At 69.4% G+C, this 26370-nt stretch carries 21 protein-coding genes, 4 pseudogenes and 1 CRISPR repeat array; of the genes and pseudogenes, 10 read left to right on the top strand and 15 right to left on the bottom strand.

Annotation, left to right across the window (positions count from 1 at the left end):
- Positions 1-8: 8 nt before the first annotated feature.
- The gene (locus tag NDAS_RS06625; RefSeq protein WP_013152373.1) at positions 9-956 is read right to left on the bottom strand and encodes an SDR family oxidoreductase; all 948 of its coding nucleotides are present in this window, start codon (positions 954-956) and stop codon (positions 9-11) included.
- A 380-nt stretch (positions 957-1336) separates the two neighbouring features.
- On the opposite strand from NDAS_RS06625, the gene NDAS_RS06620 reads away from it, so the two are divergent.
- Positions 1337-2176, top strand: a complete 840-nt coding sequence (locus NDAS_RS06620) for a helix-turn-helix transcriptional regulator (RefSeq protein WP_013152372.1) — start codon at positions 1337-1339, stop codon at positions 2174-2176.
- Between the two features lie 22 nt (positions 2177-2198).
- Positions 2199-2531: a CRISPR direct-repeat array (repeat unit 29 nt; unit sequence GGGACCATCCCCGCGTGCGCGGGGAGCAC).
- Positions 2532-3137: 606 nt separating this feature from the next.
- On the opposite strand, the gene NDAS_RS06615 is transcribed toward NDAS_RS06620, so the two are convergent.
- The 5 genes from NDAS_RS06615 to NDAS_RS06595 form a co-directional block, all read right to left on the bottom strand.
- Positions 3138-3464, bottom strand: a complete 327-nt coding sequence (locus NDAS_RS06615) for a hypothetical protein (RefSeq protein WP_013152370.1) — start codon at positions 3462-3464, stop codon at positions 3138-3140.
- 374 nt (positions 3465-3838) lie between these two features.
- On the bottom strand, positions 3839-4597 hold the full coding sequence (locus NDAS_RS06610; protein ID WP_013152369.1) for a class I SAM-dependent methyltransferase: 759 nt from the start codon (positions 4595-4597) through the stop codon (positions 3839-3841).
- 214 nt (positions 4598-4811) lie between these two features.
- Positions 4812-5699: a glycoside hydrolase family 19 protein gene (locus NDAS_RS06605; protein ID WP_013152368.1), complete on the bottom strand. Its 888-nt coding sequence runs from the start codon at positions 5697-5699 to the stop codon at positions 4812-4814.
- A 616-nt stretch (positions 5700-6315) separates the two neighbouring features.
- A complete protein-coding gene (locus tag NDAS_RS06600) occupies positions 6316-6756 on the bottom strand; it encodes a hypothetical protein (protein ID WP_041553081.1) in 441 nt (146 codons plus the stop codon).
- Between the two features lie 403 nt (positions 6757-7159).
- Positions 7160-7756 carry a TetR/AcrR family transcriptional regulator gene (locus NDAS_RS06595; RefSeq protein WP_013152366.1) on the bottom strand — a complete coding sequence of 199 codons (597 nt, stop codon included), beginning with the start codon at positions 7754-7756 and terminating at the stop codon, positions 7160-7162.
- 126 nt (positions 7757-7882) lie between these two features.
- Between NDAS_RS06595 and NDAS_RS06590 the strand changes: the two genes are divergently transcribed.
- The 3 genes from NDAS_RS06590 to NDAS_RS06580 all read left to right on the top strand — a co-directional run bounded on the left by NDAS_RS06590 (position 7883) and on the right by NDAS_RS06580 (position 11960).
- Positions 7883-8668, top strand: a complete 786-nt coding sequence (locus tag NDAS_RS06590) for an SDR family oxidoreductase (protein ID WP_013152365.1) — start codon at positions 7883-7885, stop codon at positions 8666-8668.
- A gap of 797 nt (positions 8669-9465) precedes the next feature.
- A complete protein-coding gene (locus tag NDAS_RS06585) occupies positions 9466-10383 on the top strand; it encodes a phosphotransferase (protein WP_013152364.1) in 918 nt (305 codons plus the stop codon).
- Between the two features lie 197 nt (positions 10384-10580).
- Positions 10581-11960, top strand: a complete 1380-nt coding sequence (locus tag NDAS_RS06580) for a UDP-N-acetylmuramoyl-tripeptide--D-alanyl-D-alanine ligase (RefSeq protein ID WP_013152363.1) — start codon at positions 10581-10583, stop codon at positions 11958-11960.
- 1 nt (position 11961) lies between these two features.
- Here NDAS_RS06580 and NDAS_RS06575 read toward each other — a convergent pair whose 3' ends face one another.
- From NDAS_RS06575 to NDAS_RS28845, 3 genes are read right to left on the bottom strand one after another with little or no spacing between them, the layout of a single operon-like run.
- Positions 11962-12612, bottom strand: a complete 651-nt coding sequence (locus NDAS_RS06575; protein WP_013152362.1) for a C39 family peptidase — start codon at positions 12610-12612, stop codon at positions 11962-11964.
- On the bottom strand, positions 12609-12863 hold the full coding sequence (locus tag NDAS_RS06570; RefSeq protein ID WP_041552479.1) for a pyridoxal-phosphate dependent enzyme: 255 nt from the start codon (positions 12861-12863) through the stop codon (positions 12609-12611). Before NDAS_RS06570 ends, NDAS_RS06575 begins: the two co-directional genes overlap by 4 nt.
- A gap of 54 nt (positions 12864-12917) precedes the next feature.
- Positions 12918-13088 carry a hypothetical protein gene (locus NDAS_RS28845; protein WP_167539490.1) on the bottom strand — a complete coding sequence of 57 codons (171 nt, stop codon included), beginning with the start codon at positions 13086-13088 and terminating at the stop codon, positions 12918-12920.
- A gap of 138 nt (positions 13089-13226) precedes the next feature.
- Here NDAS_RS28845 and uppS point away from each other — a divergent pair, with 138 nt between their 5' ends.
- On the top strand, positions 13227-14921 hold the full coding sequence (gene uppS / locus NDAS_RS06560; RefSeq protein ID WP_013152361.1) for a polyprenyl diphosphate synthase: 1695 nt from the start codon (positions 13227-13229) through the stop codon (positions 14919-14921).
- 229 nt (positions 14922-15150) lie between these two features.
- Positions 15151-15437 (top strand): annotated as a pseudogene (locus NDAS_RS29075) (IS5/IS1182 family transposase); the annotation flags it as partial.
- Between the two features lie 161 nt (positions 15438-15598).
- On the opposite strand, the gene NDAS_RS06555 reads toward NDAS_RS29075, so the two are convergent.
- Positions 15599-16033, bottom strand: coding sequence for a winged helix-turn-helix transcriptional regulator (locus tag NDAS_RS06555; RefSeq protein WP_210745681.1), 435 nt, complete (start codon positions 16031-16033; stop codon positions 15599-15601).
- Between the two features lie 125 nt (positions 16034-16158).
- Here NDAS_RS06555 and NDAS_RS06550 point away from each other — a divergent pair, with 125 nt between their 5' ends.
- Positions 16159-17031, top strand: a complete 873-nt coding sequence (locus tag NDAS_RS06550; RefSeq protein ID WP_013152359.1) for an aldo/keto reductase family oxidoreductase — start codon at positions 16159-16161, stop codon at positions 17029-17031.
- Between the two features lie 378 nt (positions 17032-17409).
- Here NDAS_RS06550 and NDAS_RS06545 read toward each other — a convergent pair.
- A pseudogene (locus tag NDAS_RS06545) lies at positions 17410-17694 on the bottom strand (ATP-binding protein); the annotation flags it as partial.
- A 774-nt stretch (positions 17695-18468) separates the two neighbouring features.
- The gene (locus NDAS_RS06540; protein ID WP_041552473.1) at positions 18469-19323 is read right to left on the bottom strand and encodes an alpha/beta fold hydrolase; all 855 of its coding nucleotides are present in this window, start codon (positions 19321-19323) and stop codon (positions 18469-18471) included.
- A 573-nt stretch (positions 19324-19896) separates the two neighbouring features.
- Here NDAS_RS06540 and NDAS_RS29700 point away from each other — a divergent pair.
- Positions 19897-20307, top strand: a pseudogene (locus NDAS_RS29700) (IS110 family transposase); the annotation flags it as partial.
- Between the two features lie 571 nt (positions 20308-20878).
- On the opposite strand, the gene NDAS_RS06530 reads toward NDAS_RS29700, so the two are convergent.
- Positions 20879-21232 carry a hypothetical protein gene (locus NDAS_RS06530; protein ID WP_126625056.1) on the bottom strand — a complete coding sequence of 118 codons (354 nt, stop codon included), beginning with the start codon at positions 21230-21232 and terminating at the stop codon, positions 20879-20881.
- 464 nt (positions 21233-21696) lie between these two features.
- Between NDAS_RS06530 and NDAS_RS06525 the strand changes: the two genes are divergently transcribed.
- Together NDAS_RS06525 and NDAS_RS06520 are read left to right on the top strand one after the other, a co-directional pair.
- The gene (locus tag NDAS_RS06525) at positions 21697-22641 is read left to right on the top strand and encodes an alpha/beta hydrolase (protein ID WP_013152355.1); all 945 of its coding nucleotides are present in this window, start codon (positions 21697-21699) and stop codon (positions 22639-22641) included.
- 529 nt (positions 22642-23170) lie between these two features.
- Positions 23171-23482: pseudogene (locus tag NDAS_RS06520) on the top strand (glutamate--tRNA ligase); the annotation flags it as partial.
- 231 nt (positions 23483-23713) lie between these two features.
- Here the strand turns inward: NDAS_RS06520 and fxlM are convergent.
- Together fxlM and NDAS_RS06510 are read right to left on the bottom strand one after the other, a co-directional pair.
- On the bottom strand, positions 23714-24973 hold the full coding sequence (gene fxlM / locus NDAS_RS06515; protein WP_013152353.1) for a methyltransferase, FxLD system: 1260 nt from the start codon (positions 24971-24973) through the stop codon (positions 23714-23716).
- Between the two features lie 265 nt (positions 24974-25238).
- Entirely contained in the window at positions 25239-26156 is a 918-nt protein-coding gene (locus NDAS_RS06510) for an outer membrane protein assembly factor BamB family protein (protein ID WP_013152352.1), read from the bottom strand.
- Positions 26157-26370 lie beyond the last annotated feature (214 nt).

The following is a 26370-nucleotide window of genomic DNA, read 5'->3' as shown; positions in this document are numbered from 1 at the left end:
GGCGGTGGTCAGACGGCGGCGGGGAAGGAGACCCTGGTCAGTTCCTCGGAGACCTGCCAGACGCGCGCGGCCTCCTGCGCGCTGCGCAGCGGCGGGTACAGCCGCTGCTCGGACGGCGGGCCGCCCAGCCTTCCGAAGCCGCTGGGGCTGTAGAGCGCGCCGCGCTTGGCGGCCGGGTCGGTCGCGGCCATGAGCGCGGGCAGCTTCGACGTCTCAAGGGTGCCCAGCAGGATCCCGCGGGCCGACAGGGCCCGGATCCGGCGGATGTACGGGGTGTCCTCGCTGCGGCCGATCTCGGGGCGGGCGGCCAGGAGACTGGTCGGGGCCACCCCGGGGTGGGAGAGGTTGCTGGTGATGCCCCACCCGTGAGCCGTGCTGCGGCGGTCCAGTTCGAGGCCGAACAGCCCGAACGCGATTTTGGACTGGCTGTACGCGCGCATCTCGTTGTAGGAGCGCTCCCAGTTCAGGTCCTCCCAGTTGATGGAGCCGCGGCGCGCGGAGACGCTGATCTGCGAAGTCACCCGCGCCCGGCCCGCGCGCAGCAGCGGGAGGATGTGGCCGACCAGGGCGAAGTGGCCGAGGTGGTTGGTCCCGAACTGGAGCTCGTGACCGTCGGTCGTGGTCTGCTGGTTCGGGGGCCTCATCACACCGGCGTTGTTGATGAGGATGTGGATCGGCAGGCCCTCCTCACGCAGGGTGTCGCCGAGGGCGGCGACCGAGGCGAGCGAGGACAGGTCGAGGCCGCGCAGCGAGACGTTCGCGCGGGGCACCGTCTGCCGGATCCTGGCGATCGCGTCCTCGCCCTTGCGCGGGTTGCGGACGGGCATGATCACCTCGGCGCCCGCGGCGGCCAGCCGCCTGGCCATCGCCAGGCCCATCCCGTCGCTGGCGCCGGTGACGACGGCGCGCTTTCCGGTCAGGTCGGGCACGGTGATGTCGATGGGTCGACGTGGCATGGTTGTGCTCCCTCGTGTCGTGGCTGGAGGTCCGGCGTCGGGTTCCCGTCGCCGGGGCGTTCCGGAACCCCCGGTCCGCGCGGATGGTTCCGACGCGGGCGACGGCGCCGTCGAGACCGCCGAAGGCCTCGATCGCGGCGGTCTCCCGTGAGCGGTCCGGGGCGGTCGGCGACCACACGTCCGCTCGCCTCCCCGGGCCCCGCTCGGGCCCTGACACCGATCCTGGGCGGACGGCGCGGACCTATCCAGGACCTGCCGATCACAGGCTCACCGGGCCGCCTCTGCGCTCCGCATGGGGGGATCGGCGGGTCGTGGCTACCGCCGTCCGCGGGCGGTAGACAGGCCGTACACACCGGGCAGAACCTGAGAAGAGGGACGTCGTGATCGATCGCATCGGACTGGCGGAGTTCCTGCGCAACCGGCGTCAGGCACTGCAGCCAGAGGACGTCGGCCTGCCGCGCGGGCAGCGCCGCAGGACCAACGGCCTGCGGCGCGAGGAGGTCGCGTCGTTGTGCCACATGTCGGCCGACTACTACTCCCGCCTGGAGCGGGAACGCGGTCCCCAGCCGTCGCACCGGATGCTCGCCTCGATCGCCCAGGGGCTGCACCTGTCACTCGACGAGCGCGACCACCTGTTCCGCCTGGCCGGACACAATCCGCCGCCCAGGGGCACGTCCAACGAGCACGTCAGCCCCGGGCTCCTGCGTGTGCTCGACCGCCTGGACGACACACCCGCCGAGATCGTCACCGAGCTCGGCGAGACCCTGCGGCAGTCCCCGATGGGCGTCGCGCTGACCGGGGACGCGACGCGGTACACGGGGCCTGCCCGTAGCGCGGGGTACCGGTGGTTCACCGATCCCGAATCCCGGCGGATCTACGCGCCGGAGGAGCACCCGTTCCTGACCCGGATGTACGCCGCGGGGCTGCGTGAGCTCGTCACCCTCCGCGGCCCGGAGTCCCCCGCCGCCCAGCTGGCCGAGCTGCTGCTGGCCCGCAGCGAGGAGTTCCGGCGGGTGTGGAGCGACCACGAGATCGGGATACGTCCCCACGAGGTCAAGCACTTCGTCCACCCCGAGGTCGGCGCGCTGGAGCTGACCTGCCAGAGGCTGGTCGACCCGGGGCAGGCGCACTCGCTGATGGTCTACACCGCCGTCCCCGGCACCGAGAGCTACGAGAAGCTCCAGGTGCTGTCGGTCATCGGGACGCAGACGCTCAGCTGATGTCGCGCATGGTGCCTGGTCTGGGGCCATCCCCGCGTGCGCGGGGAGCACATCGTCACCGGCGCCGTGGACCCGCTCACCCTGGGACCATCCCCGCGTGCGCGGGGAGCACCCTGCCGGAGCTGAAGCGATGAACGCCAAGAAGGGACCATCCCCGCGTGCGCGGGGAGCACCGCCCGGAACCGACACTGGCCACGGACAGCTGGGACCATCCCCGCGTGCGCGGGGAGCACCTACGCGGACCTGACTGAGAAGACCGACGGCGGGGACCATCCCCGCGTGCGCGGGGAGCACTTCGCGCAGCGGCGGCTTGCCGTGGATGCGTAGGGACCATCCCCGCGTGCGCGGGGAGCACAGTCAACGACCTGCGAACTTACCAGTGGCAAGCAGCCGTTTTTCCAACTTCTTCAGAAACAGACAAAACGGACGGCGCGCTCAGCCCCAGGAAGACCATGCCCGCAGAATACCGGCAGGAGCACAGCACTCCCCTGCCGGTAATCCATCACCGAACTTTGATTTGTGGGATTACGGTTCCAGGGACGGGCCAGCCCCAACCAGGCATCCCTCGAACAGCTCAGGGCGGTATCGCATGGGTTCGGAACGGGTGTGATCAGGAGCCACCGTTCTTCCCGTTCTCGGGACCATCCTTCGAATCGGGCAAAAAGGGCTGGTGTGGCGGTCCACGGTGCCGAAGTAGGCACGATCGGCGCGTTTCTGAGTCCGTTCCTGCGCATCCAGACACAACTGGAGCCGTTTGGTCTCCTCCTGTTCGCGGGTGAAAACACGCTCATGGGTGTTGACGAGCGCCAGCAGCACACCCTGGACCGACAAGTACGCGGGCGGCGGCATCAAGCAGTGCCTCAAGGTTCGCCATCGCGCGACCTTTCGCTCGGTCGGCCCCACCCACGCACGGCGGAGGAACACTCCGCCGCTGCGGGGGACGGTTCCTGGTCGTGTCCGGCTACTGCTCGGCACTCCGCAGGTCCACCACGACCCAGTCCCCGGAGTCGTTGACGACGGTGCACGTGTAGTCGGTGTGGGAGCCGTCCTCCGTGTCGTAGCTGCCCACGGCCTCGTACGTCCACCACTCTCCGTCGTCGTCGGCGGTGGCCCTGACAAAGGTGACGGACTCCGTGGTGGCGGAGACCTCCAGCTGGCGCTCGACGTGGTCCTCGCACATGGCCCCGGCCGCCTGCGTCTCGCTTTCGTCCGTGGGCTCGGAGCTGCCGCACCCGGTGGCGGCCAGAGCGACAAGGAGGAAGGCTGAGGTGAGACGGATGGGGTGCATGGTGCTCCGATCTGGGGATGTGCAACCAGAGAATAGAGCCCGGTTCTCCCGGACGCCCGGCGAGTGGCCCTTACCGCCGATCCGGTTCCGTGGTCTCTCTCGCCGGGCGGTGCCGTAGGCACGCCAATCCCCCGTTTTCCGCCGACGTCATCGCGGACGTGTGTGGGACGTCGGAGCGGCCCGGAGCTTCCTTCATGCCCGCCGTCGGAGCCCTGTCGCGGCTCGTTCGACCTGTGCTCGCCTGTGCCCGTCCTACTCGGAACGCGTGGAGCCGAAGACCTCCCCGCCCCGTCCGCATACCTGATGCGGGTTGTCCCTCACTCCGCCCGTGCGGTGATCGCGGTCGTCACACACCGGCGGGCGACGGCGGCGCCTCAAGGACGGAGCGGTGCCTCAAGGACGAAGAAGAGGAAGCCGATCCTGGTCGAAAGGGCATGGAACTCGTCGGGGAACAGTTCACGGGCGGCCGGGTCGGGCTGCGGCTCGCTGATGGTGCGAAGGCGGAATCCGGCGGCGCTGAAGGCGTCGGTCATCGCGTGCAACGGCCTGCGCCAGAACCTCAGCTGGACGGGCTGCCCGCCGAACGTGAACTCGTCGGAATAGCTGGTGGTCGCGAAGTAGTCGGGTCGGGGGTCCTGTATCGCGTAGTCCACGAACGGGTGCTGCACCGACGCGATCAGCCGACCGCCGGGCCTGAGCACGCGCCGCATCTCGGCCAGCGTCGGCCCCCAGTCCTCCAGGTAGTGCAGCACCAGCGACGCGACCACGTCGTCGAACGCACCGTCGTCGAACGGGAGGGGGTCGCTCAGGTCGACCACGCGCAGGTCCGCGTCGTCCCCGAGCCGCCGCCTGGCCAGCGCCAGCATCCCGGCGCTGGCGTCGATGCCGGTGACGTCGGCGCCGCGGTCGCGCAGAGCGGCGGACAGGGGGCCCGCGCCGCATCCGGCGTCCAGGATGCGGCGGCCGGTCACGTCCCCGGCGAGCGCCACCATCGCGGGCCGTTCGTAGTAGGCGTTCTGGATGTTGTTCTCGTTGTCCGCCGCGTACGCCTCGGCGAAGCCGTCGTAGTCGTTCGCCCGGGCCGGATCTGTGGGCTGGGCGGGAGTCTGGGGCACATCGGTCACTCGGTCCATCGCTGGAGCCTACTGTTCACATGATCCGCTGGGCGGGCCCCCGGTCATGGTCTGAGTGGAACAGAAAGTGTCGCCGCCCAAAGGGAAGGGGACGAGGTCGTCGGCGAGCCCGACGGTCCCCGGGGCTTCCCGCCGGCGGAGGCGCACCCGGCCGCGGTCGCCGGGCGCACCCCCGCTCGGATGCACTCCGCGGGCGCTCCACCACGCCCGGGGATCAGCAGCTCAGGTTCGATCCGGTGGTGGTGCCGAGGATCTGGGCGAACTGCGTGAACTTGTTGATGCGGCTCTGGACCTGGGCCGGGTTGCCGCCGTCGCACTCGTGGGCGCCGTTGATCGAACGGATGGTCTCGCCGAAACCGTGGCCGTTGACGATGGCGTTGTGCGACGTGATCGTGCCGGGTCCGGTCTGGGTGTTCCAGTACCAGAGGCCGGTCCGCCAGGCGACCGAGGCGTTCTGCTCGACCAGGTAGGGGTTGTTCAGCAGGTCGATGCCGAGGGCGTCACCAGCGGCCTTGTAGTTGTAGTTCCAGCTGAGCTGGATCGGACCGCGTCCGTAGTAGGCGGCCTGACCGGCCGGGCAGCCGAAGGGCTGGTTCCCGTCGCAGTAGTGCGGGTAGTTGGCCTCGTTGGTCTCCCTGATGTGCACCAGCCCGCCGGTCTCGTGGCTGACGTTGGCGAGGAAGGCGGCCGCCTCCCGCCTCCTCACCTCGGTGCTGCCGGTGTTGGTGAAGGCCGGGTAGGAGCTGAGGGCGGCGGTGAGGCCGCTGTAGGTGTAGAAGGGATTCCGGTTCGGGAACATCTGGTTGAACTGGGCCTCGGTGACGACGAACCCGGTGGGGTTGGGCTCCTCGCCGCCTCCGTCGTTGCCGCAGGCGCCCTGGTCGGTCCACACGTCCGAGGTGCCGGGACGCTCGTTCTGCGTCCACCACTTGGCGGTGTAGTTGCGGCCGTCGTAGGAGACCTGGCCGCCGCCGGTGTAGACGGCGGAGGCGCTCCAGGCCGCCGCGCAGGTGGCGGCCTGCGCGACGGTCGCGGGAAGGACGATGAGCACAGCCGCGAGCGCGCCGAGCGCGGCCAGCTGACTCAGGAGACGTCGGATCACGTGATCACACTCCTAGGGTGCGGCGCGACGTCCGACCGCGCGCCGCAGGGGGTGCCGTCACCTAAACAAGGCTGGTCTAGACCTGTCAAGACCAGTACGACGGATCGTGAGCACAAGGTGACAGAAGGGCCCGGAACGGCGAACCGGCGTCGGGCTTCGGGCTTCGGCCCCGGGCCGCCGAAAGTCCGTCCCCACACAACGAACGCACGACAAGCGCCTGGGACACCCCACACCTCACAAGCTTCGAAGAGCGCTGACGGAAGCGCTGGCAGCAGCACCGACCACCACTGTCAGCACCCCGTATGCCTGGCCATGGCGGTTTCCCCCGGCCCTGGCCTGACGCCCTCCGCACGCCTGGGCTCAGGCGCAGCGCTCCATGGCCTGGAGGATTTGAGCCCCTCGTCTACCGCTGACACGGCGATAACCCAGAGGGCTCCATTCACCTGCGGAAAGGCTCGCGAACTTTCGGATGGAACCCGTGAAGCGACAACTTCCAGGGAGTCCAACGCCACGGGCTGTCCTCCTTCTCCAGTACCGACTCCGCGGATCCTGTGGGCAGCCCTTCGGACACGAAGAACGGCCCTGGCACACACCAGGGCCGCTCCGTCGAAACAGCTCACGCCCTCCGCCTGGACCCGCCCAACGGGACCGCCTCGGCCAGCCCGCCCTTCCTCGCGCGTTCAGGGATGGACACCACGCGGTATCCGGCCTGCCCGAACCACCTGCCGCACGAGAAGTGCTCTCCCTCCCGCCGCGGCCGCGTCCCGAGCGCCTCGGCCAGGCGCACGACCTGGTCCTGTTGGTGACCGTCGCATCCCTCGGGGAAGTAGGTGATCTCCACCCGGGTCATCTCCCCCACCGGCAGCTGCGGGTGGGCTTCCAGGTAGGCCACCAGCGCCCGCAGGTCGGCCAGCAGCGTCTGACGCTCCCGTTGGCCCGCCACCGGCACCACGGGCTCCCTCACCCGACGGCACCGGCCTCGGCCCTGGCCCGCCTTCGCCGAGCACCAGCGCTCCCCGCCCCGACACCAGCCGTTGTCCTCGTCCCACGCCCACATGGGCACGCCCCTTCCTCGGATGAAGTCCCCTTCACCCTCCAAAGAAGCCACCCCCACCCACCGGATTGGACACCCCAGCAGCAGGAACCTCTCGCCCTGGCCCTCCCCCACCCAGGCAAACGAGTAGCAAGACGCTATGAGTCGGGGCATCGGAACGAACATGCTGGACCCGCTCTGACCTGCCCTGTCAGCGCCCTTCACCCTGTTCGCACGCTTAGCCGAACACCCTGACGAACAGGCTCGACCAAGAAAGCAGGCGAATTCCGTATCGCCGGTTGACCTCCGTGTGCGCGGAACTCGGTCGGTGGGGTTGTTCGCTGTTGCGGGCCAGCACGTTGTTGACGGTCGCCAACGATCCGATGAGCGTTTCCCGTAACCGTGGGCGACCACTCCGGGTGCTCTTTTAGACGTTGGGCTTCAGCGACTGCTGGCCAACGCCGGTCAGCAGTGTGTCCACTACGAGCGTTGCCAGTTCATCCACCTCTCGGGCGTCGGTGGGCTGGGTCTGTGCGGCTTCGTGGATCAGCGCGTAGTACGTGCGCCGAGCCCATGTCAGGTCGGTGTCGGGCCGTATGGCGCCTGTGTGCTGCAGCCGCCGGAAGAGGCGGTCGCACTGGTCGAGCACGTCCGCATGTACGCGTGCAGCCTCGGAGTCCTCAGGCTTGATGGCGTTCATGGCGAACCCCCAGCCGATCTTGACCCGGAGCACATTTGCGGTCACCTGATACAGCGCGACCAGCGGCGGAGCGGTCTCGGGCCGGGCGCTGGTGACGGCGTCGTGGAACTGCTGAGTGGCCCAGGCTGTCATGGCATCGACGAGGGCCTCGCGGCTGGTGAACCGGCGATGCACGGTCGTCCGAGCGACGCCCGCAGCCTCCGCGATCTGTTCCATGGTGGCTGCGGGATTGGCGCTCAGCACGCGTTCCGCGGCCTCGAGGATCGCCTTCGCTGTCCGCTCGGCGTCTGCGCGCATAGGCCGTACTCGCCTCTCCTGCTCCATGTGACCTCCTCCTCATGCTCCCTCCAGGCTACGTGACAGTCGCCACTCCCACGCAACTTGCAACATCACTGTCGCAGCTCTTAGCTTAGTCGCATCACTGATGATGCAATTGAACTTGGAGGCCTCATGGATCTGCAGATGGACGGCAAGGTCGCTGTCGTGACCGGCGCAAGCCGAGGAATCGGGTTGGCCACGGTTTCGGCCTTGATCGGCGAAGGAATGCGGGTGCTGGCAGCAGCACGGACGATCACACCCGAGCTCCAGGCCACGGGGGCGCTCAGTGTGTCCGTCGACCTGTCCACTCCCGACGGCCCTGCTCAGCTCATCGAACGGGCGGAGGCAGAGCTCGGGCGGCTCGATGTGCTGGTCAACAACGTCGGGGGCGGTGACGGCGGTGGCCAGACCGGCGGCTTCCTCGCCTTCACCGATCAGCAGTGGAGCAGCGCGTTCGACTTGAACTTCCTGGCGGCAGTCCGCACCACGCGGGCCGCACTGCCGCATCTTCTGGAAAGCCGCGGCGCGATCGTCAATATCTCATCCAACGGTGCCCGAACCCCGCATGCCGGCCCGATCACCTACACCACCGCCAAGGCTGCGCTTACCGCCTTCGGGAAGGCAGTAGCGGAAGAGTTCGGCCCGCAAGGAGTGCGCATCAACACAGTCTCGCCTGGCCCTGTCCGGACTCACATGTGGGAATCCTCGGACGGCTATGGAGCTGAGCTCGCCGAGTCCCTGGGCCTGAGTCGGGAGCAACTGATGAACAACCTCCCCGCGGCCATGGGGATGGTCACCGGCAGGCTCGTGAAGCCTGCGGAGGTCGCTGACCTTGTTGCGTACCTCGCTTCACCGCTCGCAGGCAGCACCACTGGGGCGGACCACATCATCGACGGGGGCGCGATCAAGTCTGTGTGACGCGCCAACGTCCTTCATCTAGCCGTCCGCCCGACGCTGTGCGAGCCGGTGATGCGCAGGCATGACCAGCGCATACCTGCGCATCACCGGCGAGCCTCGCTGTTCGCACCCGGTCATGGACAGCCTCGTTTCTAGCCGCCGCCGACATCCGCGCCTTCTTTACCGCCTACCGCTGACCCGCCGAAATCCCCAGCCCCGACCAACCCCTTTCCGTCACGGCAGGCCGCCGTCGACTTCCTCGGCGGCGGGGCAGTCGGCGAAGGCTGGGCAGCCGGGCTGGAGGAGCGTGACGGCGGCTGATGGCCGCGTTTCGACCGCGACGTCATGGTCGACTCACTGGCCGAGAACGCCCGGCGCTCCTTCTGGGACGAGTGGACGAAGATCGCATGCCCGACCCTGGTCGTCCTCGGCCGGTCCGGCATCACCCCCCGCGGGAGATCGACGACATGTTCCGCCTGCGACCGGATACGACAGCCGTGAGCATCCCCGGCACAGGACACGACGTCCACCTCGAACGAACCGACACGCTGCGACGGATAATCCAGGAATTCCTCCGCGACATTCCCGAGCACCCCGCCCACAGGCGCGCCTGACCCGGAGACGCCGTGCCCGCGCCGAAGTGTCGGCGCATGACCGCCTGGCGAGGCTTCGTCGTCGGCTATCGCCCCTGATCAGCCGAGGTCACCCGCCTTCGGGTCCACGCTGGGGGCCCGAACGCCGCGACCACCGTGACAGTCGGACAGCGTTGTCGTGATCGGACGGCGTTGTCGTGATCGGACCCCGTAGGGTTGCTCCGCATGACCGAGATCGAGATCACCGCGGGTCTCATCCGCGCCCTGCTGCGGGACCAGCACCCGGACCTGGCCGAACTGCCCCTGCGCGAGGTGGAGGGCGGCTGGGGCAACCAGATGTGGCGCCTCGGGGACGAGCTTGCCGTGCGGATCCAGCGCATGGACACCGACCCCGTCCCCCAGCTCAAGGAGCGCCGGTGGCTGCCGCTGCTCGCCCCGCACCTGCCGCTGCCCGTCCCCGTCCCGGTACGCGATGGTGCCCCCTCCGAGCGATTCCCCAAGATGTGGACGGTCATGACGTGGGTGCCGGGCCTGCCGCTGGACCGCGGGGCGATCACCCGCGGAGAGCACGCGGCCCACACCCTGGCGGCCTTCCTCCGGGCGCTGCACGTGCCAGCGCCCGCCGACGCACCGGTCGACACGGGCCGGGGCGCACATCCCAAGGACTGCGCGGACGGCTTCGACCAGTTCTTCGACTCCCTCGACGCTGACGCGATCGGCGCCGACGCCGCCGACGTCCGGGCCGTGTGGGACGACGCCGTCGCGGCCCCCGCGTGGGAGGGTCCGCCGGTGTGGGTGCACGGCGACCTGCATCCCGCGAACGTCGTCGTCGCGGACGGGACGCTGGCGGGTGTCGTCGACTTCGGCGACCTGTTCGTCGGCGACCCGGCCTCGGACCTGGCGGCCGCCTGGGTACTGCTGCCGATGGGCGCAGCCGCACGCTTCTTCGCCGCGTACGCGGAGGCTGACGAGGCGACGGTCCGGCGCGCCCGCGGGCTGGCCGCGCTCAAGAGCCTCTTCCTGATGCTGATGGGCCAGAACGGGGACCGCGGCCTGCCCGGCGGCAAGCCGGCGTGGGGTCCGGCGGGACGGGCGGCGCTCGACCGGGTCCTGAGCGAGCCTCTGCCCCGAGTCCACGCGTAGACCGGCGGCGTACTCCGACGGCCCCGGCCGCGGCCGGGGCCGCCCCCGCAGATATCGCACGACGTGTGGGAAGCAGAAGAGCGTGTGTTGCGTGAAGGCACAGGGCCCCGGTCACGAGGCGTCCCTGAAATCACCCGTTCGGACGGGCTTCCTCGGTACGGTCGAATCCTCACGCCGAGTGCACACCGGAGGCCGTCATGCAGCCCTTGTCCCTCGCCCAGATCGCCGCCGCCGCAGGCGGCCAGGTCTCCGACGCCGACCCGCAGACCCAGGTGACGGGGGTCGCGTTCGACTCCCGCAAGGTGAGCCCCGGGGACCTGTTCGTCGCGCTCCGGGGCGAGGAGGGCCGGGACGGGCACGACTTCGCTCCGTCCGCCGTCAGGGCCGGGGCGGTCGCGGTGCTCGCCGCCCGTCCGCTCGACGTGCCCGCCATCATGGTGGACGACCCCCTCACCGCGCTGGGCGGTTGGGCCCGCGCCCACGTCGAGGCGCTGTCGGAGCTGGACGTGGTCGCGCTCACGGGCTCGTCCGGCAAGACCTCCACCAAGGACCTCATCGCCCAGGTCCTCCAGCGCGCCGGGGCGACCGTGTTCACGCAGGGGTCGTTCAACAACGAGATCGGTCTGCCGATCACCGCTCTGGAGGCCACCGCGGACACCCGTCACCTGGTGGTGGAGATGGGCGCGCGCGGGCAGGGGCACATCGCCTACCTGACCCAGATCACCCCGCCCCGCATCGGGGCCGTGCTCAACGTCGGCACCGCGCACGCCGGGGAGTTCGGCGGCCCGGAGATGACCGCGAAGGCCAAGGGCGAGCTGGTCGAGGCGCTGCCGTCGGAGGCGGAGGGCGGGGTGGCGGTGCTCAACGCCGACGACGCGCGGGTGGCCGCGATGTCCGCGCGCACCAAGGCCCGGGTGGTCACCTTCGGGGTGGAACGGAGCGCGGACGTGTACGCCACCGACGTCACCCTCGACGGGCAGGGCAGGGCGTCCTTCACCCTGCACACCCCGACCGGGGACGCTCCGGTGCGCCTCCAGGTGGTCGGAGAGCACCAGGTGCCCAACGCGCTCGCCGCCGCCGCGGTGGCCGAGGCGGCGGGGATGGACGCGGCCCAGATCGGTAAGGCGCTCACCGCAGCGGAGTCGTTGTCGGAAGGGCGGATGCGCGTCACCGAACGCCCCGACGGGGTGACGGTGGTCAACGACGCCTACAACGCCAACGCCGACTCCACAGCGGCGGCCCTGCGCGCCCTGGCCCATCTGGGACGGGAGCGCGCGGGGCGCACGATCGCCCTGCTCGGGGAGATGCGCGAGCTCGGGGCCAGCTCAGCAGAGGAGCACCGCAGGATCGGAGCCCTCGCAGCGGTCCTGGGCATCGACGTGCTCGTCGCGGTGGGCGAGGGCGACGCGCGTGTGCTGGCCACTGAGTACGGGCCCGACGGGCGGGTGGAAGCGACGAAGGCAGCTGCTGGGGAGTGGCTGAGCCGGTACAACTTCCGGGCGGGGGACGTGGTGCTCGTCAAGGGTTCCAACGCGCTCGGGCTGGGGGAACTCGCGGACGCGCTCGCGGCCCGGTGAATCACCGCCGGGCGGGGTCCACGACCACACCCCGCCCGGCGAAGAACTCCCCGAAACGCTCGGCCGGGAGCGTCGCGGAGACGGTGTCCGGCCGGTGCCCGGACGGGTTGCGGAAGTGCACCGTCCCGTCGTGGTGGCCGATGACGAGCACCAGGTGTCCGCCCCGGCCCGGTGCCGGACGGTCCGGTCGGCGGATCTCCTTGTGCACCGAGGCCAGGACCATCCGCCCCTGGCCCAGCTCCTGGAGCAGAGCGGTGGTGTCCATGCCGGTGCGCACCCGGGCGTCCAGGCGGTGGGTGTCGCGCACGTACTCCACGAACGGCGCGTAGATCAGTCCCTTCACCGATCCGTCGGGCTGTTCGACGTACCCGCCCGCCTTGCGGACCCCGTGGAGGAGTTCGAGCAGCGGAGGGGCGTGGCCGTCGCGGTGGGTGAGCACCATGCGCAGGCACGCCGTCCCGCAGGCGTGACGGCACCACGTGCTGTACTCCTCGCGGGAGGCCGCCCCCGACACCGCCCACGCGGGGTCGGCGCCGGGGTCGTGTCCCTCATAGGCGATGGCGCTGATCAGTTCGGGAGAGGCGTACTGGGTGATGGCCTCCACCGGTTCGTGCAGCGTGCTCGTGTTCGCGCAGGCCCCGCACCGGCTCACGGGTCTTCTCCCAGCAGGTGAGTGAACGTGTCGCGGGAGACGTTACCGCCCGAGAGCACCGCCCCGGCCGGACCCTCGCCGATCCCTCCCCGCCGGGCGGACAGCGCGGCCAGAGCGATCCCCCCGGACGGCTCGACCACCGGGCGCAGGTGCTCGGAGCACCACCGCATCGCGGTCGCGGTGTCGGCCTCGGACACGGTGACCATCCCGGCCAGTAGTTGCCGGTTCACCTCAAAGAGGTTGACGGCCACGGGATGCCAGTGGATCGGCCACCAACTCGTCAGTGGTCTCCAGCCACGAAGATGTCAGTAGCCCGCCGCCTTCCTCGCCCACCCGCCGCTCGCACTCCGGTCGCTGTGGGCGATCTCCTCGGGCTCCCCGGGGTCCAGGGCGAGCGCGAGATCGGCGCACATCCCGGCCCGGTCCGCGGTGGTGAGCAGCTCTGAGGGCCGCCGCCCGCAGTTCACAGCAGACACGAAAACCACTATGGTACCCAGTGTGACTATTCAGAGCCTCTCAGTGTCTGCCGGGGTGTGGACACAGGCGGACCCCCTCACTGGAAACGTTTCACGGGTGCGGGGGCGCACTCCCGCGGTCACCGCGGAGGAACAGCGATGAGCGGTTACACGAGGACGGGTCCCCCGCTGATCGCGGAGCGGGGCGCCGACACCGGCCTGGCGCGCGCCTTCGAGGTCTGCCGCAGGATCCACACGGGTGCGGACCACGTCTCCCCCCGGGTGGTCGATCTGCTGCCCGCCCACAAGCGCCCCTACGCGCACGCACTGGTCGCCTTCGGGATATGGGCCGATCGGCTGGCCGACGAGGGGGAGGTCTCCGAGCGCGGGCCGGCCCTGGCCCGGTTCCGCGCCGAGACCCTGGCCGCGCTGGCCGACGGACCCGGCGCGCCCGTCCGCCTGCCGCCGGTCCAGCGCGCCATGGCCCACACGGTGCGGGCGTGGGACATGCCCGTACCGGTGCTGGAGGAGCTCCTCACCACGCTCGAACAGGACAGCCGCCGAACGCCCGACTTTCCCGGCTTCGCCGACCTGCGCGGCTATCTGCGCGGTATGAGCGGCACCGTCGCGGAGCTGCTCGGCACCGTCTTGGAGCCGGTCCGGGAGGACACCCCGGAACTCATGTCGCTGCTGGGCGAAGTCCTCCAGTACATCGATATCCTCACCGACCTGCCCGAGGACCTCGAACAGGGCCGCTGCTACCTGCCCCGCCAGGACCTGGAGCGGTTCGGCCTGGACGCGGACGGCCTGAACGGCGCGCTCGGCACGGACGCCTGTCGGGAACTGATCGCCCTGCAGGTGCGACGGGCACGCGGACTGCTGGACCGGGGGCAGGAGGTGGTCGATGCCGTGCACCCCTCCAGCCGCCCCTTCCTCGCCTCCTTGCTGGCCGGGCTGCGGACGGGCCTGGACGAGTGCGAGTACCTTCCGGCGAACCGGCCGGACGCTCCGCCGCGAACAGCCGTTCCCGCCCGGTTGTCGCAAACCCGGGAGACACCCGCCGAAGTCCTGCCCGTCGACTCCGTGCCGCGGCAACAGCGGTCGCCCGTCCCGTCCCCGGACTCCGAGGACCCTCCCGCCGCGGTCCCCGAGCACGTGGCCGTGATCATGGACGGTAACCGGCGGTGGGCCTTAGCACTCGGACTGGCCGCGGTGGAAGGGCACATGGCCGGAGAGGAGGCGATGTACCGTCTGGTGGACGCCGCCGGGGACCTGGGCATCAAGTACGTGACCACCTTCGCCTTCTCCACCGAGAACTGGTCGCGCTCTCCCGAAGAAGTGTCCTCCTTGTTCAAGGTGTTCGCCCGGCGCGTCACGGGGGTCACCGGGCGCCTGCACGCCCGGGGCGTCCGGATGCGCTGGTACGGCCGCCGCACCAGGATCGAGGCGGCGCTCCGCGAACGGCTGGAGTGGGCCGAGGAGCTGACGTCGGGCAACAGCGGGGTGACGTTCACGTTCTGCCTGGACTACGGAGGCCGCCAGGAGATGGTGGACGCGGTCAAACACGCGGCGGCCGAGGCGTTCTCGGGGCGGCTGGACCCGACGCGCATGGCGGAGTCCGACCTCGCCGGGTACCTCTACGATCCCACCCTGCCCGACGTGGACCTCCTGATCAGGACCGCTGGCGAGCAGCGCACCAGCAACTTCCTGCCCTGGCACACCGCCTACGCCGAGATCGTCTTCGATGACGCTCTCTGGCCCGACTTCGACCGCTCCCACCTGGTGCGTGCCGTGAACGCCTACGCGGAACGGCGCAGGAGCTTCGGCGGCACCCTGAACGAGAAGAGCGCCTGACGCTGCACGTGGCGGACGCGCACAAGGCCTTCGGGACGAGGCGCGCGTCCTGCGCGGGGTGAGCCTGCGGGCCGCGCCCGGAGAACTGGTGGGGGTCGTCGGCGGGAACGGAGCGGGCAAGGGGCGAGCCACCCGGAATCTGAGAGGTCCTGTCCGGATCACTCCCCCCGGGGCGGAGGCGAGGTCGTCGTCCTGGGGGCCTTCCCCACGTACGCGGGGCTCACTCCACCGGCCACCCCGCAGGCGCACACCGGGCAAGCCGCACGGCGACAAGGGATACGACTACGCCCACCTGCGTCGACGTCTCCGCCAGCGGGGATCGTCCACCGCCCGGCCCGCAAGGGAGTGGAGTCCTCACAGCGGTTGGGACGGCACCGGTGGCGGGGCGAGCGCCCCACGGCCGGGCCGGCCGGATGTCGCCGCCCGCACCGCCGCTACGAGCGCGAAGCCGACCGCTTCCGGGCTTTCGCCGGCATCGCCCGCACGCTGATCCGCTACCGCCGGATCACCAGATGAGGCGGGCTCGTCGTCGGCGCGAGGGCGGCCGATCTTCGGCGCCGACGGCAGCAGGGCTGGACGATCTCCCAGAGCTCATCGGGCAGCACACCGTTCACAGCACGTGATCACGCCGGGCTTAGCGCCGCGTCGCGGGGCCTGGGACGAGCTCTGGGCGGGTTTCAGCTGTGCGCGTCGTACTGGTCGCGGTTGGCCTGGACGGCGTCCATGTTCCCCTGTGCCCAGGTTCTGAGCTGGCGCGTGGTCTGGTGGAGCGAGAGGCCGAGGTCGGTCAACGCGTAGTCGACCGTGACCGGGACGGTGGGGGTGACAGTGCGGGTGATCAACCCGTCCCGCTCCAACGAGCGGAGGGTTTGGGTGAGCATCTTCTGGCTGACCCCCGCGATGAGGCGGGACAGCTCCGAGTACCGAAGGGACCCGGGCTCTCCGTCGCCGCCGGGGCTGTCGCCGCCGAGGGCACACAGGATCAGCACGACCCACTTGTCGGAGAGCCGATCCAGGAGCTGACGGCTCGGACACACGGCGAGGAACGCGTTGTAGGCGTTCCTGTCCTGGTCCCGTCTTTGGGCTGCGGTCGTTGTCGCCACGACGATCATCCTTCACGCGGGGAGGTAACGCACTTTGAGGTGCGTACTTCCTAGAAGAGAGTTGCTCTCCAATACTGATGCATGCGGGTGTGAGGCACCACCCCCGACTGCAGACACCGGAAAGGCACAACGAGATGACCACGACCCCGACCACGCTCCCCGGCGGCACCTGGAACCTCGGCGACCGCACCGTCACCCGGTTCGGATACGGGGCGATGCAGCTCGCCGGCCCCTGGGTGATGGGTCCTCCCGCCGATCACGACGGTGCGATCGCGGTGTTGCGCGACGCCGTCGAGCAGGGGATCACCCATATCGACACCAGCGGCGCTTACGGCCCGCACGTCACCAACGAGCTGATCCGTGAGGCGCTGCACCCCTACCCGGACTCGGTGCTGATCTCGACCAAGGTCGGAGCGAACCGCGACGCGGAGGGCGGGTGGCCCACCGCACGCACTCCCGACGACCTGCGCAAGCAGGTACGAGAGAACCTCGAAACCCTCGGCGTAGAGACCCTCGACCTGGTGAACATGCGTATGGGGGACGCGACGGGACCGCAGCCCGGCTCGATCACCGAAGCCATGGAGACCCTTGTCGAACTCCAGCAGCAAGGACTGATCCGTCAGCTCGGGGTCAGCAACGTCACCACCGAGCAGGTCGCCGAAGCCCGCAAGGTCGCGCCGATCGTGTGTGTGCAGAACATGTACAACCTCGCCAACCGGGGGGACGACCCGCTGATCGACGACCTCGCCGCCGACGGTATCGCCTACGTCCCGTTCTTCCCCCTCGGAGGGTTCACACCTCTGCAGGCAGACGCCCTGTCGAACGTCGCCGCGCGGCTGGACACCAAGCCGATGGCCATCGCTCTCGCGTGGCTGTTGCAGCGTTCGGAGAACGTCCTCCTCATCCCGGGCACCTCCAAGGTGGCGCACCTGCGCGAGAACATCGCCGGTGCAGCCCTCTCGCTCTCAGAAAAGGACGTCATCGAGCTGGACAGCATCGGCCGCTGACGATGCGAACGGCGGGCAGCATCATGCAGCCCGCCGTTCCGGCGCAGCGCTCCCGGGCAGAAGCACTATTCGCCAGCTGGAATGCAGGTACGTCTTCGTGGAGAACGTGGAAGCCCTGCGCTGGCGAAAGCGAGGGCGAGGGCTAGGGCTACACCGAGTACTCAGCGTCCTGGCCCAAGACGGGTACGACGCGCGATGGACATGCCTACACGCCAGTGGCGTCGGTGCTTCCCATCGCGGAGAAGGGATCTTCCTCCTCGCCGAACCTGTTGCGCGCACGTACTCCTCGGTCTAGTACGGGATGGCTGTCAACGACGGCTGAAAAGTGACCCCCTCGCGGCGCCTGAAAGTTGACCCCCTCCCTTCGCGTGTGACCTGCTAACGAGCCGTCCCGGCCGATGGCGGAACCCGACCCAGATCCCGGTCCTTCAACCGGTAGCTGTCGCCCTTGAGCGGGACCACCTCCGCATGGTGCACCAGACGGTCGATCATGGCCGCGGCCACCGTGGCATCGCCGAACACCTCTCCCCACCGCCCGAACGCCTTGTTCGACGTCACGATCAACGACGCCCGCTCATAGCGGTTGGAGACCAACTGGAAGAACAGGTTGGCCGCCTCCGGCTCGAACGGGATGTAGCCGACCTCGTCCACCACCAGCAGCGGGAGCGTCGTGGCCTGATTCCTTGCTGGCAGCGGGCGCCGCCGCTGGAGCCTCCCTGGGGATCCTCGTCCTGGTGGTGAGGAGCGACCGCCCTTCGGACAAACCCTGAACTCCCAAGCTCACCTTGCTCAAGGTCATGGTCCGTTGGTTCGTCGGGGCCCCTCCCATCTTCGTGGAGCCCCAACCCGCGCGGTTCAGGTTACTCCGGGGGCGGACCAGGTACGCCGGGAAGCGGCAATGACCTAGCGTTTCCACAGGTCAGGAGGTAGACCAATCCACGCGTTCGGAGTGGTCTAGCGGACCGGCGTGGTTGGTCCCGGTACCACCTGGTTCTGGGCTCCGGTAACCGCTCTTATCAGTGCGGTCAGGCCACTTCCGGGCTTCGCTGGAAAGCCCCGTTGCCGCTTTCCGGTGTACCTGGTTCGCCCCCCATGAGAAGGCTGTCAGCCCGGAGCGCTCCTCAAGAGTGTGGTACCTGGAACCGCTACACCTCGAACGACCACACAAAGTGACCGAAGCGGCGGGAACCACGGAGAATACAGACCACTGGATCAACGGCTCTTACCAGTCTCACGCCCCGGGCCGGTCCTGCGCAGGGCCAGCTACCTTGCGGCTCGCCGTAGCTTCGGGAGAACTGGGCCTTGTCTGCACCCGGGTGGTCCCACACGAAGCAGCCGTCCCGCCCGGCCTCCTCCGCCTCGGCGGCCAGGCGTGCCATCGCCCCGGGTCGGCGAGGCCGTCGAAGAGCGGCGGCCACAGCGCCGACCGCAACCGGTTCACGGGCGGCCGCCTCCCGTGTGCCGGACCAGGGCCGACACGAAGTCGTCCCACACCGGCCCGGGCAGGTCGTGACCGGCCCCCCGCAGGACCAACAGCTCGGCCCCGGGGATCGCCGCACGCAACGCCTCGCCGTGCGCCGGCGGCAGGAGCGGGTCTCGGTCACCGTGGACCACGAGCGTGGGCGCCGCGATGTCGCCGAAGCCGCCGCGGGCCGGTCCGTCGAGGTCGATGGCGTAGTGGTTGACCAGCGTGGACGCGTAGTTCCTGGCGCGCGCCACGTCGCGTTCGACCAGCGTCCGGACCGCGGCCTCGTCGAAGTACGGCGAGTCGCCGGCGCAGGCCCGCGCGTCGGCGATCACGTACTCCACGACCGCGGCCGTGTCGGAGGAACGCGGTTGGGCGGGCATGGCCAGGTCGCTGGAGGGCGGTGGCAGGTCGTCGGCCCCGGTCGAGCTCGAGACGAACGTCAGCGACGCGACCCGGTGGGGGTGGTCCACGCCGAGGATGAGGCCGCTCTGGCCGAACATCGACTGACAGACCACATGGGCGCGTTCGATGCCCAGGGCGTCCTGGATGCCGAGCACGTCCTGGGCCAGGTCGGTGCAGGAGTACGCCGGCTGGCCCGGCGGGTAGCAGGTCGAGCGGCCGGTGTCGCGGTGATCGAAGCGGATCACGAACCGGCCGCGGGCGGCGATCCGCCCGCACAGTTCGGCGTCCCACCACAGCATCGAGGCAGAGGCCCCGGCGACCAGCACGATCACCTGGTCCGTGTGGTCTCCGAAGGTCTCGACGCACAGCTCGACGCCGTTGACCGCGAGGAGTCGTTCGCCGTGGGACAGATGAGCAGTCATGTCAGCCACGTTATGCACGCGCCTTCGTCCTTGCCCCTCACCGTAGCTTCAGGAGCACGGGGCCGCACAGGCGGTGGCCCGGCTGGTGCGGCCGGATCGGACCATGACCGGAAGAGGCCATTACCCCTAATAGCTGCACAACGGCCCCGGGGCGATGTCCATCTCGGACTCGAACCTGCGGAGTTCTCCCCGTAGACAGACACACCTCAGGGGCCGTTCCACCTGACCGTGTGGGACGGGGAGCGACCGGGCCGGGCGATGACCACATTGCCCCCGAGGCCCGACCTCTACGGAAAGAGCGTCACGCCCGGCCCGTTCGCGACTTCATGAAAACGCCGTACACGCAGGTCACAGCCGGGTTTGAATGGTCGTGGTCCGAGCCGCCGGACAGGGTCACCTCTTCACAGATCACGGGCCGATGAGCCCTCGCGCAAGACGGAGCCCCCGCCGGTCGCTGGAACCGCGAACGGCTTATCGGATGTCGGACCACCGAGTCCTTCTATCAGGGCGGCGCGCGGCTCCAACCAGGCTCGCACCTGCGACAACAGCACACCGGAAGAGGTGAAGTCTCCCTTGACCACCACCGACCGGCCCCCGGTCTGTTGCGGGATCGACTGGGCAGAAGACCATCACGACACCGCCCTCATCGACGCAGACGGCCACCTGCTGGCCAAGCAGCGCATCACCGACGACGCCCAGGGCCTGGCCCTGCTCCTGGAGTTGCTCGCCGAACACGAGAGCCCCGAGGATCCGCTTCCGGTCGCTATCGAGACCAGCCGCGGCCTGCTGGTCGCCAGCCTGCGCGCCTCGGGCCGCACCGTCTACTGCATCAACCCGCTCGCGGTGGCCCGCTACCGCGAGCGCCACTCCGTCGCCCGCGCCAAGTCCGACCACGCCGACGCGATGACCTTGGCGAACGTGCTGCGCACCGACCTGCATCGCCACCGGCCCCTCCCCGCGGGCTCCGAGCAGGCCCAGGTCATGCACCGCCGCGTCAAGAACCAGCGGCTGGCCGCTGCGGGTTACGTCTGGACCTTCGCCAGCCTCCAACGCTCCGGTCCCCGCGCCCATTACGACCGGCGCCGAGAGGCCGGGGACCGCCATGCCAGCGCCCTACGCAACCTCTTCAACCGGTTCCTGAGCTGCCTGTTCCACTGCCTCCAGCACGGCGTCCCCTACGACGAGACCACCGCCTTCCCGAACCCGCTCGAACCCGGGCTGCGGGTCGTGGCTTGACACCTTGCACCCATCGGATGTCTTTCCGGTGTACTTGGTTCGCCCCCCACGAGCCCCCTCGGTCGAGGGCGAGAATCTGAAACCGGCCCCCGCGCAACGCATCGTTGCGCGGGGGCCGGTCTTTTGTGCCCGCGTCCGGTCGGGCGGTGGCCACGGCGGAGCCGACGACAGCGACGCGCTGACCTGCGCGACCGCGAAACTGCGGATCACCGCAGTCTGTACGGGGGCTGCGGTGATCCGCAGTTTCGGGGCGCCGCGGCCGCCGACTGCACTCTCCTGCACCTGGTCGGCCTCCAGGCCCGGAGAACCCCCGAACCCCTCAGCAGTTGGGGACCGAACCGGACCTCGTGACGTGATTGATGTCGATGTAACCCCAGGCCCCTCCGGCGACGACCTTGCTGGAGTAGACCCAGGCCATCGTGCCCGAGCCAGCGTACTTCTTGCATTCGACCAGGTAGCTGGCACCGCCGATCGTCCCGATGTACTCGCCGCCCAAAGCGAAGGTGTACATGTTGGCTCCCGGGGTCACGTACAGCATTTGCCCGGCGATGGCCGAGTTCGCGGAAACAGCACTGCTAGCGAGCGGCGCCGTGGCAGCGAAGGCGGGGGCGGCGGTCGCGAACAGGCCGGTGGACATGAGGGCGACAAGGGCTGGGGTGAGGAAGGTCTTCAAGCGCAAGAGGACTCCAGGTTCTGTTAGGGCATGCCATTTACAGCTTTCGGTCACCGCGCACGATCCGGCAACAGCTTTCGGCTATGGCCTAAAGAGCCAGTTCACGGCTCTACCACTAGATCCTGTAGTAATCATCCTCGCCCCCCGTGTCCTCCGTGCGGCTCGATCGTGCGACCGATTGGAGGACCCGGGAGTCGAGGAGGATCGCTATAGGATTTGGTCCGGTTCTCCCGAAGCTACGGCGAGCCGCAAGGTAAGCCGGGGCGAGAAGAGGCGAGACCGACGGAGGTCAGCACCCGAAAGGGTGTCGGCCTTTTTGTGGCCGGGGACGGGACAGGTCGCGGGGGTCCAGCCCAGCCAGGTGGCCACGGTCAGGGGGTCGAGGAACACCGGAACAGGATCCGGCGCTTAGCGTGGGTTTACGCTCGGGTTCCTCAACCTCGCTACCCGAAAGGACCAAGCGCATGAAGAGGGATCCCCGTATCGCCTGGCGGCCCGCACTCGCCGCACGGGCGCTCCAACTGACCTACCCCGCGATGAACCGCTTTCTACTGCTCCCGCCGGAGGTGGAGTTCGCGACCAAGCCGGTCGCCGCGCCTGCGACCGTGCGGATCCCGACCCGCCACGGTGATATCGGCGCCCTGGTCTTCAGCCCCACCTCCGAGGACATCGAGTCACAGCTCGCCGACGGTCGCAGCCCTCCGGTGCACATGTTGATCCACGGCGGGGGGTTCATCACGCGCTATCCGCTCGGTGAAGGCAACGTCGCGCGCTATCTCGCCTCCGAACTGGGCTGCTACGTCGTCATGCCCGACTACCGTGCCGCCCCCCAGGTCTGCCATCCGGTGGCCGGAGAGGAGTGCTACGACGCCTACCTCTGGGTCCGCGGCAGCGGCACGGCCCACGGCTGGGACGGCGACCGGGTCTCCGTCGGCGGGCCCAGCGCCGGCGGGCACCTCTCCCTGGGCGTGGCCCTGACGGCCATCGAGCGCGGGGCCCCCTCCCCTGCGGCCCTGTCCGTGGAGTTCGCCCCGGTCGACCTGACGCTGCCGAATGCGCAGCGGACATCGCCCCGGTCCCGGCCCGTCGTGGGAAAGGCGTTGATGGACCTCGTCATGAACACCTACTTCGCCGGAGCGGACACCAGCCTCCCGCTGGTCTCACCCGCACTGCACCCGGCACTCGACCGGCTTCCCCCGACCCTGGTCATCACCGCCGAGCACGACACCCTCAGGGACGAGGCGGACCGGTTCGCGGGCGCCCTCGAACGCGCAGGCGTCGAAGTCGTGCACCGCGTGTTCGAGGGCGTCGACCACGGATTCATCTACCACCGGCCGGCCGGACCCGCCCGCGCCGCCATCTCCCTGATAGGCGAGCACCTGGGCTCGGCCTTCCGACGTCCCCGCTGATCGAAGGAGCGGGCCGGGTCGAGGGCGCGGGACCGGTGCGTGCGGTCAAGCTGTTGCACCCGCACCTGAGAGCAGGCCCTCGCCCGGGGCCCGTTCTGTCGGTGCGCGCCCCTCCGCGCGGCCCGTGGCGCGTGGATTGAACGAGATTCTCGACGAACGGTTGCGTCTTCAGTGAGACGGTGGCGGGTTGTTTGAGACAGGACATCACGGAACGATTATGGAATCGGTGACGTAGGTGCGGCATGCCGTAGGCACGTCACGGCCCCACTTCTGCAGCAAGTTCTGTTCTAACCACCGGTAAGGTTCACTCACCGAACTCAAGTACCTGGACTGCTGTCTACTGTGAGGACAGCTCTAGGCACTAACGGATTTGATCCGTGCCTTGATAGCCATGGGAATGCTCGGTGATTGCTCGGCTGTTCCAGGGCACGGTGACACTGGGTGGTCTCCGATGGCACGTAGGGGGCTCCGCCGCCCGGATGGGTCGGAATGAATATCCGCATCGCCGGGCATTTCGCCTCCGCGCATCCTGGACGCGCCCGTCTTCGATGACAAGAGCTGGGCCAAGGCCATGAAGCCCGGGATCGGCGCGGAAATGCTCACCGCCTCGATCGCCGCCTTCTCCGATGAGTCCCTGACCTGGGACGCCGAATCCTTGAAGGGAGCCCTTGAGCAGGCCGGGGCCGCTCAAGGGCTCAAGCTCGGCAAGGCTCAGGCGCCGGTGCGGGCCGCGGTCACCGGCCGCGCGGTCGGGCTGTCGCTGTTCGAGTCGCTGGAGTTGCTGGGCCGCGAGCGCATCCTGGAGCGACTGCGTGCGGCGCTGGAGCGGCTCAACACCTGACGGGCCGAGGCCAGCCGCGAGACCACCAACCACGGAGGAAGAACCTCCAGGAGTTCTGACGCGGCGGGCCCGTCCCGCTGTCCAGTAAGCATCCAGCGCACCGGGATCGGAGGCGGGCCCTTCGCCATGTCACGTGACCATGCGTCCAGCCACCACCGTGCCCCCGCGTGCGTGGAGTCAGGGGCGGGTCCCTTCCCTATCCGAAAAACCGTGCGCCCACCCGCACGAAGCTCACCTGCCGGGGTCGGCGGGCCAGTCCAAACCGTGGTCCTCCTCGGCCTGGTCCCACAGGGCCAGCAGACGGGTGTGGCGGGTGCGAATGATCCCGTCCCCAGGTGGGAAGTCAGGATGGGCCAGGAACCGGGGACCGGGCCCGCCGCGGTGGTCGCGGTCCCAGCGACGGACGTGGTCGGCCATGGTGGCGACTACGTCGGCGGCGTCGGGCCCGTGACCGCAGGCCACGAACTCGTATGTGGCGGAGGCATCGGGTACCGCGGGGAGCAGCAGGTAGGCCAGTGAGGTCCCGTCCCACATCGCCGGGATCAGGGCATGGGTCATAGGTCGGTAGCGGAAATCGTCGGCGGTGCCGGTCAGGGTGGCGAAGTGGGGTAGCCCGGTGGCCATCCACATCTGCAGGGCGCTGAAGGGTTCCATGCCAGCGATACGGACCCCGGTGAACTGCTCCTGAGCGGGGAGAGCGAACACTGCGGACAGGGCTTCGGGGGCGGGCGTAGGGTCGGCGTCGGTGGTCAGCTCGACCGTGTCGGTGACCGGCACGGTGGTGGAGGCGGAAGCGCCCAGGCCCTGCATGGGGACGAACCCCGCGTGGTTGCCGGTCTCGCCCAGCAGCAGTGCGCCGTGGCGAGTGAAGGCGTAGACGCGCTGGAAACCCCGCACCCCCAACGGGAGCACGAGGCGTCCACCGTCGACGAGCTGATGAGTCCAGGTCGGAGGCAGGTCGGTGGCGGCGGCCGTGACGATGATCCGGTCGTAGGGTGCGCTGCTGGGGTGGCCGTGTTCGGCGTCGCCGACGACCAGCTCCACCCGGTCGGCGTATCCGGCCTGGGTCAGGTGGGTGCGGGCGCGGTCGATGACCGCGGGGTCGATGTCGAGGGAGGTCACCGATCCGGCGGGTCCGACGACCTCAGCGGCCAGTGCGGCGTTGTAGCCGCCCGACCCGACCTCCAGCACCCGCATGCCGGGGCGGAGTCGGGCGCGTTCCAGCATCAGGGTCTGCACCCAGGTCGCTGAGACCGAGCTGGTGGCGGTGCCGTCGTCGGCGAAGCGAGTGCGCAGCACCGTCTCCGGGTCGTAGACCTCCTCCAGAGGGAACTCCGGAGCGAAGGCGTGGCGGGGCACGGTGCGCACCGCTCTGGTGACTGGTTCGGAGTGCAGGGCGTTGACGGCTCGCAGGCGAATGATCATGCGTTCGCGCAGCTCATCAATACGGTCGGTACCCGGAGTAGAGGTGGAGGTGTCGGAGGTCGTCACGCTGGCAGGCTAACCAGCCGTGCTCCCACGCGTGGGGGTTTCCAATGATTCTGGGTGTGTGGCGTCCACCGGCTCTCTCACCGGCCTATCTCCTAGCTGTGGCCGAATTGACCCGCAACCACAGGAACTGGGAGCAGCTGGATGAGGGGGATCGCAGTGGCCAAAGTACGTGAACTGGTTCAACCACCGCCGCCTGCACGGCGAGATCGGTCTGATCCCGCCGGCGGAGTCCAAGGACAACTTCTACCAGCAGGAATCGGTGTCATCAGATACCGAAGCGTTGGTTCCGAGCCTCTAAAGAACCCGGCACGAGACAGGCCACCGCGATGTCGCCGATCTGGTTCAGGCCGATCGTGCCAAGGCCAGCGGGCCCCAGACTGCCGCCGCTGGTCTCCACCGCGGTGGCCGGACCGTCATCGACGTCACTGACCCATACCCAGGAGGTACCGGTGCGCAGCAGGTCACCGGCCATCTCCTCCGGGTCGGCCCTGCGGAACTCCCACAGGACCTCGCCCGTGGACAGGTCCAGGGCCAGGTAGAAGCCCTCTTGCCCACCGCAGTGCTCCAGGACGGCCTCGTTGCCGTTGATGGCCACCAGGTCACCGGCGCACTCCGCTCGGGGCGCGACGCTGGACACGCTGCCGTCCGCGGCGTCGACCTGCACGAATCCGCCTCCGAAGCGCAGCACGATCCGGTCGTCGTCGGCGTGCAGTGACCACAGCCCCGAGTGCAGGAAGTCGATGTCGGACCTCTCACGCAGATCCGTGGTCCACAGCAGTTCACCGGTGTCGGCGTCCACCATGCGCAGCAGGGCGTTCTCGGCGTAGAGCACGCCGTTCTCACCGGCGTCCACGGCCTTGAAGGGGTTGGAGGAGTCGCGTGGGCGTGCACCGGTGTCCAGGTGGTGCAGGGTGAGGCTACCGGTCAGGCGATACTCGCCCTCCAGCGGTAGTGACCAGCGCACCTGTCCCTGTTCCGTGCAGGCGGGAGCCCGCTCCCCGTCGGGGGTGCACAGCAGGTGCTCGCGCGGGCTGATGCCGGAGGTCACCGGCACGTACCCGGCCTCCTGCAGGCGCACCACGGCGTTGTCCGGGGCGGGTTCGCCAGGGCCGGGGGCCACCGTGCACGCGCTGGCCGCCACGACGACGGCGGCTGCGGCGGCGGAACGGAGAGGGATGCGCATGCACCGCAATCTAGCGAACCACCGGACTGGGCGTTCAGCGGCCCAGGCACCCTTCTTCGTGTCTGGCCACACCGGCTCCAGGCTGACTGATGCGCCGACCGCTGCGAACGCGACGGCCACCCCGACGACCCGCAGCAGGACCGCGAGCCGGGGATGGCGGTAGAGGAAGCCGTCGGGGGGCTGCCGAATTCGTCATGCTGTTCAGCCTGGGCGG

This window comes from Nocardiopsis dassonvillei subsp. dassonvillei DSM 43111 (genome assembly GCF_000092985.1).
In the GTDB taxonomy this organism is placed as follows: domain Bacteria; phylum Actinomycetota; class Actinomycetes; order Streptosporangiales; family Streptosporangiaceae; genus Nocardiopsis; species Nocardiopsis dassonvillei.
This window is presented reverse-complemented; position numbering and strand designations above follow the sequence as displayed.